The sequence below is a fragment of the Acaryochloris sp. IP29b_bin.137 genome (assembly GCF_028285745.1).
GTDB lineage: Bacteria > Cyanobacteriota > Cyanobacteriia > Thermosynechococcales > Thermosynechococcaceae > Acaryochloris.
Genome location: NZ_JANQOP010000251.1, coordinates 1 through 14480, shown reverse-complemented (window position 1 = coordinate 14480; position 14480 = coordinate 1). Strand labels below are relative to the sequence as shown.

13 protein-coding genes are annotated in these 14480 nt (G+C 48.8%); 8 read left to right on the top strand and 5 right to left on the bottom strand.

The features are described 5' to 3' along the window. Positions 1 to 7 precede the first annotated feature (7 nt). A complete protein-coding gene (locus Q0991_RS17735; RefSeq protein WP_299490800.1) occupies positions 8 to 205 on the top strand; it encodes a hypothetical protein in 198 nt (65 codons plus the stop codon). Positions 206 to 209: 4 nt separating this feature from the next. Here Q0991_RS17735 and Q0991_RS17730 read toward each other — a convergent pair whose 3' ends face one another. From Q0991_RS17730 to Q0991_RS17720, 3 genes are all read right to left on the bottom strand, one after another. After that, the gene (locus tag Q0991_RS17730) at positions 210 to 407 is read right to left on the bottom strand and encodes an RNA-binding S4 domain-containing protein (RefSeq protein WP_299490797.1); all 198 of its coding nucleotides are present in this window, start codon (positions 405 to 407) and stop codon (positions 210 to 212) included. Positions 408 to 476: 69 nt separating this feature from the next. Continuing rightward, a complete protein-coding gene (locus Q0991_RS17725) occupies positions 477 to 1430 on the bottom strand; it encodes an SPFH domain-containing protein (RefSeq protein ID WP_299490795.1) in 954 nt (317 codons plus the stop codon). Positions 1431 to 1472: 42 nt separating this feature from the next. After that, positions 1473 to 1913, bottom strand: coding sequence for an NfeD family protein (locus Q0991_RS17720; RefSeq protein ID WP_299490792.1), 441 nt, complete (start codon positions 1911 to 1913; stop codon positions 1473 to 1475). 159 nt (positions 1914 to 2072) lie between these two features. Between Q0991_RS17720 and Q0991_RS17715 the strand changes: the two genes are divergently transcribed. Beyond that, complete coding sequence (locus Q0991_RS17715) at positions 2073 to 4385, top strand: TerB N-terminal domain-containing protein (protein WP_299490789.1); 2313 nt, start codon at positions 2073 to 2075, stop codon at positions 4383 to 4385. A gap of 155 nt (positions 4386 to 4540) precedes the next feature. On the opposite strand, the gene Q0991_RS17710 is transcribed toward Q0991_RS17715, so the two are convergent. Further along, positions 4541 to 5968 (bottom strand): DUF4034 domain-containing protein, encoded by a 1428-nt coding sequence (locus Q0991_RS17710; RefSeq protein ID WP_299490787.1) that lies wholly within the window; start codon positions 5966 to 5968, stop codon positions 4541 to 4543. Between the two features lie 288 nt (positions 5969 to 6256). Here Q0991_RS17710 and Q0991_RS17705 point away from each other — a divergent pair, with 288 nt between their 5' ends. Further along, positions 6257 to 8863: a M1 family metallopeptidase gene (locus Q0991_RS17705; protein WP_299490786.1), complete on the top strand. Its 2607-nt coding sequence runs from the start codon at positions 6257 to 6259 to the stop codon at positions 8861 to 8863. A 190-nt stretch (positions 8864 to 9053) separates the two neighbouring features. Further along, positions 9054 to 9503: a photosystem II protein PsbQ gene (locus Q0991_RS17700; protein ID WP_299490784.1), complete on the top strand. Its 450-nt coding sequence runs from the start codon at positions 9054 to 9056 to the stop codon at positions 9501 to 9503. Positions 9504 to 9698: 195 nt separating this feature from the next. Here the strand turns inward: Q0991_RS17700 and Q0991_RS17695 are convergent, their stop codons facing one another. Further along, positions 9699 to 10532, bottom strand: coding sequence for a sulfite exporter TauE/SafE family protein (locus Q0991_RS17695; RefSeq protein ID WP_299490782.1), 834 nt, complete (start codon positions 10530 to 10532; stop codon positions 9699 to 9701). 292 nt (positions 10533 to 10824) lie between these two features. Here Q0991_RS17695 and Q0991_RS17690 point away from each other — a divergent pair, with 292 nt between their 5' ends. The 4 genes from Q0991_RS17690 to Q0991_RS17675 all read left to right on the top strand — a co-directional run bounded on the left by Q0991_RS17690 (position 10825) and on the right by Q0991_RS17675 (position 14229). After that, entirely contained in the window at positions 10825 to 11226 is a 402-nt protein-coding gene (locus Q0991_RS17690) for a DUF4189 domain-containing protein (RefSeq protein WP_299490780.1), read from the top strand. A gap of 106 nt (positions 11227 to 11332) precedes the next feature. Further along, positions 11333 to 12643: an aminopeptidase P N-terminal domain-containing protein gene (locus tag Q0991_RS17685; protein WP_299490777.1), complete on the top strand. Its 1311-nt coding sequence runs from the start codon at positions 11333 to 11335 to the stop codon at positions 12641 to 12643. 74 nt (positions 12644 to 12717) lie between these two features. Further along, the gene (locus Q0991_RS17680; RefSeq protein ID WP_299490775.1) at positions 12718 to 13512 is read left to right on the top strand and encodes a methyltransferase domain-containing protein; all 795 of its coding nucleotides are present in this window, start codon (positions 12718 to 12720) and stop codon (positions 13510 to 13512) included. A gap of 198 nt (positions 13513 to 13710) precedes the next feature. Further along, the gene (locus Q0991_RS17675; RefSeq protein ID WP_299490773.1) at positions 13711 to 14229 is read left to right on the top strand and encodes a thermonuclease family protein; all 519 of its coding nucleotides are present in this window, start codon (positions 13711 to 13713) and stop codon (positions 14227 to 14229) included. Positions 14230 to 14480 lie beyond the last annotated feature (251 nt).

Genomic DNA, 14480 nt, shown 5'->3' with positions numbered 1-14480 from the left:
AAATCCTATGGAATTGCATGATCAGGCTGACGAACCCCCTGAACGTAGCTTCGATGTTTTATCAAAAATTGCTGGAACTGCGATCGCATGTCTGACCTTGGCTATGCCGCTTTATGTGACGACCTATTATTCCTCAATGCGTCAATTGCCGCTTCCTTCTCAGTTTACGGAGACGGTTACAGTGACCCAGCAACCTCGGATTTAGGGAATTAAGGCGTAGCATCTGGCGCTAGCTGCACTTCAAAAGACTCGTCTTCAACGGTGACAATATCACCCACTTTGAGTTGCCGACCCCGGCGAGTTTCAGTGTCGCCATTGACCGCAACCAATCCCGACTGAATCAGGGACTTGGCTTGGCCTCCAGTCAGGGTTATTCCCTGGTATTTCAAAAATTGATCCAGTTTCATCGGTTGATTTAGTCGGAGTTGGCATTGCCCTCAGCCTAGGCAATTTGGACGAGAATGCCAACCCTAACTTTAAGCATGGCTTGAGTCATCAATGATCGAACGAATTCCTTCGATGGAGGCCGGAACTGAACGCGGATCCATAAACATCACCTTGCTGCTATCACTTTCACCGATCGTGGCTCCCATATCCATATAGTTCTGGGCCAACAGAAATTGCAGCGCTTGCTGGGCTTTAGGATCTTGCTTCAGGGCTTGAGTGACAATCTGCAAGGCTTCGGACGTGGCATGGGCTCTGAGGACACGATCTTGGCGATCGCCTTGGGCCCGCAAGACAATGGATTGTTGCTCTGCTTCTGCTTCTAAAATAGCCGATTTTTTGCGGGCTTCAGCTGCTAAGACTTGCGCTTCGGCAGAACCTCGGGCGGAGTTAACAGCGGCTTCTCGTTCCCCTTCAGACGTTAGGATCGCTGCCCTTTTCTTCCGTTCGGCAGCCATTTGCAGTTCCATCGAATCTTGAACGGCTTGAGAAGGGGTGATATCCCGTAACTCAACCCGTGTGACTTTAACGCCCCAAGGATCGGTTGCACTATCCAGCTCTTGCAGTAAGATTTCGCTGATTTGGGTGCGAGCCGTAAAGGTTTCATCCAGCTCTAGTTTCCCCATCTCCGCGCGAATTTGAGTTTGGACAAGATTAACCATGGCAGAAGAAAGATTCTCAACCTTGTAATAGGCCTTCTCCATATCGATAATTTGCCAATAAACCACGGCATCTACCGTAATGGCGACATTATCACACGTAATACAAGATTGAGGGTCAATATCTAATACTTTCAGCCTTAAGGTGTCTTTATAGACGACTTTGTCGAGTAGGGGCACAATAAAGTTCAGCCCAGGATCCAACCTTTTCTTATAGCTCCCTAAGTTTTCTACGAGCGCCGCATTCCCCTGATTAACAATACGCACAGAGCTGGCAACGCCCGAACCGCCCAATGCGACAAAAACGAAAAATAGAAATTGCTCCATAGCCATACCCCCAATGAGTTGTTTTATTGGTTTTCAATTGTTTTACGATTTTGGATGAAAGGTCAGACCTTCCCCAAATTCGGTAGGAATGACAAATAAGGTCGTTCCTTTCCGGCCCACAACGTACACTTTGGTCTTGCTTTCAATCGTGAGGTTTTCATCTTCGCAGCGGGCTTGCCACGAACTCCCTTCATAGATCACTCGACCCGTTTGGCCTGCCGGAATTTGGGTTAACGTCTCTGCTTCCACTTCAGCTTGCAAAATTCTAGCGGTTCTTTTCGGTACAAATCGGCGTACAAATCCGATTAACAGAACTGACAAGATTAGCCAAATTAAAGCCTGAAGATAAAACTGAGGCACCACCAAAGAAATAGCCGCGACGATGAAGGCACTAATACCCATCATCAGTTCAACCAAAGCGGTTGGTGTAATGACCTCAAACACACAAAACGCTAATCCAAGTGCTAACCAGAGCCAAGCCAAAATATTTTCCCTTACCTATTGCTGGATCCGTCGTATGCTTTACCCGCAGTATACCCAGGATGTTCCCGTTCTGTTGCGGATATAGGCAGTTTATACCTGAAGGCGCTAAATTAAAGCGGAGCTGGAATCCACCCCAGCTGAAGTTCACACACGATCATTATGGGGATTGTTAACTGGTTAAAGCGAGTACTAGAGCCAAAGCGTCCTCGTTCGAGTCCTTCTTCGTCTTCTCAGACTTTAACGCCAGTCCCAGAAGCAACATCCGCGTCCCCAGAGAATTTTGCTAAATCGCCTCAAGCTAGTCCCGTTGAACCCATTCTGGACGCCCAGTCAACGACGGGGCCGACGGCAGTATTGGCGGAACCTGCCCCCTTAGTTCGAGAAGTTCCACAACCCGATATTCAGATTACTGCTCCATCCCGAGCCACCTGGGTCCCCGGAGGTGAAACGGTTCAAGTGGGAAGTTACTCCCTACCTGGCTTCGTTTATGTCGGTGACCATCTCAAAGGGATTAGCACCCATGTCAGCACTGAGCCAGCTTTAATTCGACCGCAACTCAAACTCGATGAAGCAAAACCCGATCGCAAGGGCCATTGGATTAGCGAGTGGCCGTCCTATAGTGAAATTCCTTCTGCCAGCCGAGCCGCCTACTTAGAATGGCTAGCAGATGGGCGGTGTGACCCCCACATTCCGATTGGGTATGTGTATCTTTTCTTCTATGGTCTAGAACGCCGAGTCCTCAGAGATTTACGAAGGGCGAAACGGCCTATCCTTGCAGAATTACATACCATCATGGTAGAGACAGAACGTCTCCAAAATCTGTATGGCGATCAAGCGGCGTTTGGGGAAGAGACCCGGCAATTTTTAGAGATATGTCGTTTTCTTGGACCCAAACAAATCACGGATTTATACCCACCCTGGACCTTTGAATCTGTAGAGATGCCCCTGAGTTTAGAGGTTGGTCTAGGAACCTTAGCCGCTACTCAAACACCGTTGCCAGCAGATTGGGCTTTATCTTGGGCAATGCATGCTTTTCCTACTAGGTTGCGAACGCCTGCATCACGCTGTTTTCCAGAATTATGTGCTTGGTTTAATCGCAAGTATCATCAGACTTTTGGTGAAGGGTTATTGCTAGAGCCGGATCAGGAACAAACGTTAGCCGCCCAGACAATTACCTATCAGCCGACGAGCGTATCTTTTGGAGGAGCAATCAAGCTAGACATTCCTGAACTTCCCAAAATTACCCATTCTGAGGAGATCCTAGGACGTATCCTGCCGTTGCTAGAAGCAGGGATGCAAACCCTTGATCCCTATAGTCGTTGGCTAGGCCGTAATCCAGAGGGGCGAGGTAGTTACAGTGCGCTCTTATTGCTCCCGCAGGAATTAATGGCAGACTTTGCCTCTGCACAGGTTCAAACGTTTCAAGTCTGGACGGAAACCAGGCTCTCTGAAAAAGATATGGCCGTTATTATGGGGCAAGACCTGTTGCAGCAGTGGCAAGACTCACCCACAGGCAAGCTGACAAAATCAGAAGCAACGGTTTTATCAGACTATTTAACCCGTCTAGGAATTGGGATTGAACCCGATGTTCAATTGGGCGGTAAGCCCCCTACGGCCAACCAACCCTGTGTTTTATTCCGCCTACCGGACATACCCCTCTCAGAACTGTCTGAAAAATATCAATTAGCGACGCTGTTACTCCATCTGGCGGTGATGGTGGTGGTTGCCGATGATGAAGTGACGGTGGCAGAGTCCCAGCGCTTGCAAAACTATTTAGCCTCAACGCCCCACCTCCACAATGGTGAACGAGTTAGGCTAAATGCTCATTTGCAAGGTTTGCTGGCGGATAAGCTGTCGTTGCGAGGGCTAAAAGCTAAATTACAGACACTGACTTCAGAACGAAAACTTGCGATCGCAAAGTTCCTGATCCATTTAGCCGCCGTAGATGGTGACATCAACGCCAAGGAAATTTCTATTCTGAGTAAACTCTATCCGCTTTTGGGACTGGAAACCCAAGCGGTCTTCAGCCATGTCCATGCTATGACGGTAGAGGGAACTCCTCAAACACCGATTCCTACAGCGGCTAACCCGGTGCCCTCTTCCACAAGCTCCCTCCAGTTAGATCGAGCTTTAATTAATGCCAAAGTATCTGAGTCTGCAACCGTCTCTGCATTGCTTGCAGACGTGTTTATTGAAGATCCTCCGAATGAGGAACCGGAAGTAATACAAGGAATTGCGGGCCTTGATCAGCCTCACTCGCGGTTATTACAACACCTCGGCCAACAGTTGACATGGCCACGACAGGATTTAGACTCGATCGTTGCAGAGTTAGGCCTGTTGCTTGATGGCGCATTAGAGCTTATTAATGAAGCGGCGTTTGAGGAATGCGATGAGCCCTTGACGGAGGGAGACGATCCAATTACCGTCGACCCCGATATTTTGCAAGCCCTTTTGGCAACCGCTGAGTCTTAGCGGAAATCTTGCCCACGTTGTATTTGCTATTCGGACCCCATTCGGCTTGTTGTGTGGCAGGGATAAAAGTAGCCAGCAACCCGATATTCTGTTTATTCTATAGTCCTTACTGAATAAGCTATTGAAGACTTACCGGAAAAAATCAAGTGCAAACCTTATTGACGCTGACTTGCTAATACATCTCGGGCTTTCTTGATAAACCCCTCAGCATACTCACGTGTAGCTGGGGTAGGGTTTAGCTCCAAAGCTTGATGGGCGAAATTGATAGCTTGAGGGATATCCTTGTAGATATTGCCATAAATGACACAAAGCAATAGATAGCCTTGGATGTGAGGCCATAACTCTTGAGATTTAAGCACCATTTCCTCAGATGCAGCCCCTAGCTCGCGCTCTTTAATTTCATTGCCCTGATAATGTTGCTGAGCAGCTTGATCATACAGTTGGGCAGCTTTTGCAAGATAAACAAAAGTGCGAGAACGATGAAATTCATTGAGATCGTCCCACAAGGTGTTAGTGGTCCAGCGATCACCAATGATTTCAAATTGTTGGATGGCCTCATCAAATTTTCTTCTCCCGACTGCATCGTGGGCATAGTAGTACCGCATGCGTAAAGCATCAGGATATTGAGAAAAGATATCTTGATAGACCGTTTGTATTTCTGGCCAGGCGATTGGATGAACCGCATCATCCCGATCTATCTCTCGGGCTGCTAGGAGCAGAACATTCCCTAGCATTGGCTTTTGGGCGGCCTTTCCCTTCTTTCGCACCGCTCTAGCAAATGCCAGCATCTCCTTCTGGCTACCTCCCCATTGAGGATATAGGGTTTGCAGATAGGTTGTGTGAAGCGCTGAATGGTAAGGATTCACGCTAAGTCCCTGTTCAAAGAAATATTCTGGAGTATAAGGGTCTAGGTTGGTTCTAGCAGCCAGGTGAAGGAGTTCATCCCAAATATTAGGATCATTTGGATTGAGCTGACTAGCAGTACTGAAATCACCTGCAGCTTCTTGCAGATAGTAATGAAATAACTGCCATCCTTCTTCAGTGACCTTACGGGCGACCTGCCCGGTTCGGAATTTCCAGGCGTAGTTGACCTTCAATTTCCCTCGGATGACATAAGGAATATGGGATTGAGGGTATGCGTCCATCCATTCCTGCAAAATGGCTATTTGAGCCAGATAGTCTTGTTTGTCCTGGGGCGTATATTCATTTTTGGGATTGGGAAATGTGCCAAGAGTCCCATACAGGCGTGTCACAAAGTTCGACTTATGCTCATCTTGTTTTTCTGCTCGTAGATATTCATTGACTCGTGTTTCAATTTTGGCGAAATTCTTTTGTTCGTAAAGTTCATGCCGCCATGCATCGGCATCAGCAATATGTTGGTACCGTTGCAAATACTGCTCCGGGACCAACTCTGGGTCTTGAGGAGTGGAGGCTGCAACAGAGGGCTTGGAAAAAGCAGGACTCTCGATGAAGTTCGTTAAGGTTGGTGAAGTAGAGTGACAACTGACCAGTATGGTTGCTACCCCTAAAGCCAGACAGTAATTGAGAGTCTGGAACTGAAAACGGTTATTTAATGAGTTCAATTTAAATCAATGACGCACTAATCCCAGGATGCCCAGTTGTGAAGGGTTCGATGCGGAAGTATTTAGGACTGATGCGACTTTGGCAATCGATACAGAGAGATACTAGCTGAACCATTTTCCCTAGTTTGTCCTCCGAAGGTCGATCATCCACAGCCGATGAGTAGCACTGCAGGCGTTTTTTATGAGGCCTTCAACCCTTAAGTTCTGGATAAAGCGCTACGCTGGATCGAGAGCCCATCATTGCTGACCACTCTCTTCAGCTAGCACTATCTTCAGCAAGGTAATGTAATGTCCCATTTTTTCTTTGATTCTGAAACCAAGAAGCATAAATCTTTTGAAATGGCAGGGGCACGGCCTCACTACAATCCCGATCGCCCTGGTCAAGTCGAGCATATCTTTTTGGACTTAGCTCTGGATCTTGCCGCTCAGTCCTTTAATGGGACCTGCCAGATTCGGTTAAACCCAGTCCGCAGCGGGATTGAGACTCTAGTGTTGGATGCTGTCGATCTACAGATTGAAGGGGTGAAGGTGGGTCGTGCCAAACAGCTCTTTGACTATGACGGTGAGCAGTTACAGATCCACTTGAAGCAACCGACGAAGGCTGGGAAAGTATTTACGGTTGCGATCGCATACGCCGTTCACCAACCCCAACGCGGTCTCTATTTTGTCCAGCCCGATGAACATTACCCCGATAAACCCACCCAGGTGTGGACCCAAGGGGAAGATGAAGACTCCCGGTTTTGGTTTCCCTGCTTTGATTACCCCGGCCAGCTCGCCACCTCAGAAATTCGGGTGCGGGTGCCCAAAGCCTATATGGCTGTCTCCAATGGAGAACTGATCGAAACTGAAGTCGATGGCAAGCAAAAGATCTATCATTGGCTGCAGCGGGAAGTCCATCCTACTTATCTGATGACCCTAGCGGTGGGTCAGTTTGCAGAAATTATCGATCAGTGGCAAGGCAAACCCGTTACCTACTATGTGGAGAAAGGGCGGGAAGATCAGGCCCAACTCACCATGGGCAAAACGCCCCGCATGATCGAGTTTTTTAGCGAATATTATGGCTACCCCTACGCTTACCCCAAGTATGCGCAGGTCTGCATCGATGATTTTATCTTTGGGGGTATGGAAAATACTTCCACCACCTTATTAACGGATCGCTGCCTAATAGATGAGCGAGCTGCGATTGATAATCGGTTTTCAGAAATGCTGGTGGCCCATGAGTTGGCCCACCAATGGTTTGGTGATTTAGTCGTGATCAAACATTGGTCCCATGCCTGGATTAAGGAAGGCATGGCTTCTTACTCCGAGGTGATGTGGACCAATCATGAGTATGGCGCTGAGGACGCCGCCTATTATCGGCTGCGAGAAGCACGCAACTATTTCAACGAGGACAGTACCCGCTATCGTCGGCCCGTGGTCACCCACGTCTATCGAGAAGCGATTGAGCTATATGACCGTCATCTCTATGAAAAAGGGGCCTGTATCTACCATATGATTCGGGCCGAATTGGGGGATGAGTTGTTTTGGCGGGCCATCCATACCTTTGTTCAAGACAATGCCCATCAAACCGTAGAAACCATCGATTTACTGCGGGCAATCGAAAAAGCGACAGGTCGCAATCTGCTTTTCTTATTTGATCAGTATGTCTATCGCGGCGGTCATCCCGAATATAAGTTGGCTTATAGCTGGGACACCGATCATCAGATGGCCAAGGTCACGGTGACCCAGACCCAGGCCGATCCGAAGGATAAGGACAGCGCCAAGGGACTATTTGACTTGAACCTGCCCATTGCCTTTGGCTATGACCGGGGCAAGCAGCCCGTAGAGTTTCAAACCTTTACGGTCCGAGTCCATGAGCAGGAACAGAGCTTTTACTTTGGCCTACCGGAAAAGCCCTTATTTATCAGCTTTGATCAGGGCAATCACTATCTCAAGCAGGTCACTCTCGAATATCCAGTGCCAGAACTCAAGGCTCAGCTGAAGCAAGACCCCGATCCTCTGTCTCGGATATACGCCGCTCAGGCGTTGGCAAAAAAAGGCGGGTTAGAAGCCGTCAAGAGTTTAGGCGAAGCATTGACCACCGATGGCTTTTGGGGCGTACGGGTCGAAGTGGCGAAGCAGCTTGCTCAAATCAAGCTTGATCAGGTGCTGGTCGCCCTTAAGCTTGGCCTTAAGGATAAAGAGGCTAGAGTCCGCCGAGCGGTGGTGGAAGCGATGGCGACCTTTAAAACTGATGAGAGCTACAAAGCCATCAAACCCCTGGCCGAAAAGGGTGACCCTAGTTATTACGTGGAAGCGAGTGCGCTACGAGCCGTGGGTGCGATCGCAGCCTCTACCCTCACCACCAAGCCCAAAGAGACCAAAGTCATTAAACTCTTCAAATCTGTCCTCAAAGACCGGGCCGGTTGGAATGAAGTGGTGCGCTCTGGTGCGATTGGTGCCCTCAGCCAAATGAAAACCTCCACCGCCGCCCTCGATTTGATTTTGGCCTACACGGAAGCAGGAACACCGCAACCGTTGCGGCTCGCTGCCATTCGAGCTTTAGGCAGTATTTCCACGGGTCAATCTCCTGAACAACTACAGCGTATTTTGGATCGATTATCGGTACTGGTAGGCGAAAGTTTCTTTTTAACGCAGGTGTCTGTATCGACCGCCTTGGGACAGATGGAAACGCCCAAAGCGATCGCGCTGCTCAAAACCTTAGCCAACCAAACCCCCGATGGTCGGGTGCGCCGAATGGCGGAAGAATCGATTAAAAAAGTGCAGGCCCAGGTGAAATCGAATCAAGCCCTAACCTCCTTACAGGAAGAAGTGCAGCAACTCCAACAAGCGAACCAAGAGCTGAAAAGTCGGCTGGCCGATCTAGAAGCTAAATCCAAGCCGTCAACCCCCTAAGGTTGGGGCTGAAATGGACAAATTTACGAAGAGTGACATTTAGAAGAGCAGACGGGCCAAAAAATACAAACCTTTACAAACAACAGTCCTAAAGCAGGGCTTTACAGGTGATTAGCTTTACAAAGGCCCCTGAAAATTCGACAATAAATCTTGGCAAACCCATTTCTGATGCGCAGAGGACTGTGAATCAATGATCTTAAATTTTAAACGTTTTTGTAAATCCCTATTGGCCGTTGCTTTCGCCACCGCCCTTGTTTTGACAAGTTTTAGCACGATTGCCCCTACTGCTTTAGCTGGGTCTGATACTGGTATTGTTATTGCTCAAGCCTCTAAATATACAGAAGGACTACAGCCTTTGTATGGACGTTTGTCTGAGTTAGAAGGCTACGTTTCTGAAGGCGACTGGAACAACGTTCGCACCTTTATCCGAGGTCCGCTCGGTGAGCTTGGCCCCCTCTCTCGTCGTTTAGGTGATTCATTGCCTGCTGCTACTCAAAAGAGTGGCCGTCGCACCATCAAACTATTAAGCGATCACCTCAACAAGCTGGATGCTGCTGCTGCCAAGCGTAATTCCACGACTGCTGCTAAAGAGTATGACGCGGTTGTGTCTGCCTTTGATGCTGTTCTAGGTTTGTCCTAAATCTAGTCGTCTTATTCAGCCAATTGCTTTTAAAGGGTGTTACGCAGCGCTCGCGAAGATCCACAAGCGTATCAATTGCAGGTTACATGCTGAACGATGCGATCGCTGCGATTCACTCTTTTTTTTCTACCTAAAATTTCAATTTAAGTCAGTTCCAATGAATTTATTAGGTGCAAAAACGCTTCAGCCTTCAGGCTAAACCAGCGGAAAATCCCAGGTAATCAAGCCTGTCCCCGATAACATCCGCATACTAATCACCAGCAATAATCCGGCAAAAATCGTTCGCAGCTTTTCAGGAGCAACGATACCGGCAAATTTAGCGCCCAAGGGTGCCCCTAGCATCGTAAATGGGGCGACCAACAGCACAGCAGGCCAATAGACATATCCCGTTGACCAAGGAATCGAAGTTTGATTCCCGCTTAAGAGCAAAAATGACAGCGTCCCCACAATGGCGATCGGTAAGGTAAAGGACGCAGAGGTCCCGCTTGCTTTTTTCATGGGGAGGCCGCAATAGAGTAAGAACGGAACACTCAGGGCTCCGCCCCCAATCCCCAAAACTCCTGACTTGAAGCCAATCACCATGCCTACCGCGCTCGTCGCCACGATGCCAGGAGCCCCCACTGTTTGCTCTTCTTCCTCAGACTTTTTCCCAAAAAATATTTTGGTGGAAACCACCAGCAGAAAAATGCCAAAAATCAATTCTAGAATTTGGGTTGGCATTCGATTGGCGAGCAAATTGCCGCTCACCACGCCCACCGCAATCCCCGCAATAATGGTGCGAAATATGGACCACTGAATATGATCTTGGCGGTGATGTGCCCAGGTGGAAGACGCGGCGGTACAAATCATAATGCACATGGAGCTACCTGCCGCCATATGCATCAGCGTGTCTTGAGGGAGTTGAATCAAATCAAAGAGGTAAAACAACCCGGGCACAATCAACATGCCGCCCCCGATTCCCAATAGTCCGGCTAAGGTTCCCGCAGCGATGCCCAAGATTGCAAATAACCCTAAGCTGAGTGGATTCATTTCTTGCTGACCATTGACGACCCTGGAAACTGGAGAATATCTGCATCGGTAAGAGTGCCTCTATACTCTCTGCCCTCATCAATTCTCTCCTGCCCACTATAAAACGCCAACTCGCCCATCCCCAAATGCAGACGGACTGCTTTGCACTTTGGATCATGGCGCTGGAGTGGGCACCCTAGAAGGTATAGCCCAATTTAATCATGGGCTAAAATCGCGGGTTGGTCAGAAGTTGATTGAATCGGCGCGCGATTTATTTATGTTTTTATTCGTTTAGATTAATATTGGGGGATCGATGATTCGTTCTAAGCTGACTCAGTTGTTCATTGCAACGGCCTTTAGTATGCCTGCAGTGAGTTTTGTCGCTGTTCAACAAGCCTCAGCCAATAGCAATAACTACGGTGCGATCGCATACTCTACAGCAACAGGAAGCCATGGTTATTCCTATGACTATGCCACCCCTCAAGCCGCGAAGAATGCGGCCTTAAGGTACTGTGAAAATTATTCCGGCACAGGGGATTGTGAGTCTTTAGTGGTGTTCAAGAATGCTTGTGGAGCGCTAGCACAGACCCCAGATAATTCTGCGGGTTCAGGTTGGGGGGTTGATCGATCCACCGCTGAATCTTTTGCCTTGCAATCTTGTAGCCAATTTGGTCCTAACTGTAGAATTACGCGTTGGGTTTGCACTACTCGCTAACGCTAAATCACACAAACTAGGCCACCCACAATCAGGAACTCAGCGATCTCTCAGGCAATTTGCTGCACAATAAGTAGAGAAGATCGTCACCCTGATTGAACGTCCTATGCAAGCAGAATATCGCCAACGCCGCCAAAAACTAATGGAAACCATTGGCTCGGGGACCGGAATTTTCCGCAGTGCCCCGATGGCGGTGATGCATAGTGATGTGGAATATAACTTCCGGCAAGAAAGTGACTTTTTCTACCTGACGGGCTTTAACGAACCCAATGCGGTCGCCGTGATTGCGCCTCACCATGAGGAGCATCAGTTTGTGCTGTTTGTCCAACCCAAAGATCCCCTAATGGAAACCTGGACAGGGTACCGAGTTGGGGTGGATTTGGCTAAAGAAACCTATGGCGCGGATGAAGTCTATCCTATTACGGAACTCGATGAGCATTTGCCCCAATATTTAGCCGGGGCTGACCGAATTTACTATCGTTTGGGGCACGATCGCACCTTTAATCAAACGATTCTGGACCACTGGCAACGGCTCCTGAGGAAAATTCCCAAGGAGGGAATTGGCCCCATTGCTTTAGAAGATCCGATTACGGTCTTACATCCCCAACGGTTGGTCAAAAGCGAAGCCGAGTTAGAGCTGATGCGGAAGGCCGTAGATATTTCGGTAGAGGCCCATAATATCGCCCGCGAGATGGCCCAGCCCGGTCGCTATGAGTACGAAATCCAGGCTGAGATGGAACGGCTCTTTAGACTACGAGGCGGTGTGGGTCCGGCCTATCCTTCGATTGTGGCAGCGGGGGTGAATGCCTGCATTTTGCATTACACCGAAAATACCTGTCAGCTCCGGGAACAGGACTTGCTGCTGATTGATGCGGGCTGTAGCTATGAGTATTACAACGCTGATATTACCCGCACGTTTCCCGTGAGCGGGACGTTTACGGCTGAGCAAAAGACCTTATATGAGCTGGTCTTGGCTGCCCAGGAAGCTGCGATCGCACAAGTGCAACCCGGCAACCCCTACAATGCCTTCCATGACACAGCCGTTCAGGTACTGACGCAAGGCTTAGTCGATCTGGGCTTGCTGAAAGGCGAAGTCGATACGCTGATTGAAGAAGAAAAATATAAGCCCTTTTATATGCACCGCACAGGCCATTGGCTAGGGCTGGATGTCCATGATGTCGGGGTCTACAAAAAGGATAAGGAAACCTGGCAGCCGCTTCAGGCAGGGCATGTGGTCACGGTAGAACCCGGAATCTACATCGGTCCAGACATTCAGCTAGACGAAGATCAGCCGGAAGTCCCCGAGCAATGGCGAGGAATTGGCATTCGGATTGAAGATGATGTGCTGCTGACGGAAACGGGGCATGAAGTTTTAACCGCAGCAGTACCCAAAGCGATCGCAGCTATTTCCAACTAGCTACATGAGTCAATATTGGCAGCCGCGCGCAAGATCTGCGTGATGGGTGACGATGGGAAAAGACGGAGGTATCAATGTCTACTGCACAATACATCTTCACCGAAACTCAATATGTTCAGGAACTGGAACGCCTTCAGGTCATTGAAAAGATCTTTGATCCAACCAGTCATCAACGGCTGAAATCGACAGGGATAAACACAAACTGGAGATGCTTAGAAGTTGGGGCGGGAGCAGGATCAATCACGCAATGGATGGCAGACATTGTTGGAGAGAAGGGCCAGGTCGTTGCCGTTGATTTAGATACGCGATTTGTGGCTAACCTTGAGGCCAGTAATGTTGAGGTTGTGGAAGGCGATATCCAGCACCTCCCTTTGGATAAACAATCCTTTGATTTGGTTCACGCCCGCTATGTTTTGATCCATAATCCCGATGTGCATAAAGTCCTCTCGAAGCTGTTGGAGTTGGTGAAACCGGGGGGATGGATCGTCCTAGAAGAACCTGATTTTGCGGCTGCTCGGGCGCTTGCAGGCGAGGATTTTGCTTGTCAGGCTGTGAATAATGTGAATCGGGCGATTGAGCAGATGTTTACGGCACGGGGAATGGATTATGGCCTCGGTGCGAAGTTGCCTGCTCTATTGCAATCCTATGGTTTACAGTCATTCGCTGTAGAGGTGGATACTCACCTTTCTCAGGGTGGTTCAGGCATTGCGACCATGATGAACATGTCTACCAGACAATTAGCGGAGAAATATCTTGCAACGGGTGCTGTCACCCAGGCGGATATCGATCATTATGGCCGATTTGCAGAAGATTCAAATTCTTGGGCCATTTACTATGCGACGGTAGGCGTGATTGCTCAGAAACAGTAGTTGAGCTTTAGCAATACGGTTCAGCGAGAGAATTAAGAAGCGTGTGCCTATGTAGAACTACGGCAGGCTGGGCAACAAAAAGGATTTCCAGCTGAAGCCTACGCCGATCAGTCCAAGTTTGAAGATATCGATAGTCAACTCGCCGATGCTGGTATTGTCCGGGCACCCTATAGCGGCACCATCAAATCGATCCGATGGGTGGGACAAACCGATAACAAACTCAACGCTGAGATATCCTTGGCCATCGATCTGGATCGAAATACGTCTGCCCAATCGTCCGCCAAACAGTCTGGCGGATTTGACGCCGACTGGTCGGTGATTAGCGTTCATGATGGCGATACCATTCGTGTCCGTCAGGGTAATCGAACTGAGCGCATTCGATTTGCTTGCATTGATGCACCAGAACTTAAGCAGCCGCTAGGCCGGGACAGTGGCGACCATCTGAAACAGCTCATCGCTAACAGTGGAAACCGAGTAGCCTTAAATCTTATTTCTACCGATCGGTACGGTCGCCAGGTCGCTGAGGTATTTGTTAATGGTCAGTTGGTGCAATCTCAGCAAGTCTCTAATGGTATGGCCTACGTCTATCACAAGTATCTTTCAGATTGCCCCAGCGCTGATATCGTTCGGCTGGCAGAGCAGCAGGCCAAACAGAAAAAAGTTGGTGTTTGGCTAGGAAATCACCAGACACCTTGGGCCTTTAGAAAGCGGAAGTAGTGGAACGGACTGTCTGGCAAACTATTTGTCGGAAACTTATAAATCTAATTATTTGCTAATTTCAAACCGATGGCTCCTTCAAGTTTTGCCCCTCGAAGGTCTGCCCAGGGTAAACGCAAGAAAATTACGTCTCTGAAAGGCTAGACTGTAATGGAATAGAAGCGCCCAGAACCTTGAGCATATACGCTTCATCCATGCTCGCCCGTTTTAGTTTTTGACGGGTACTTTTCTTAAAGGACGTTTCTTGATTC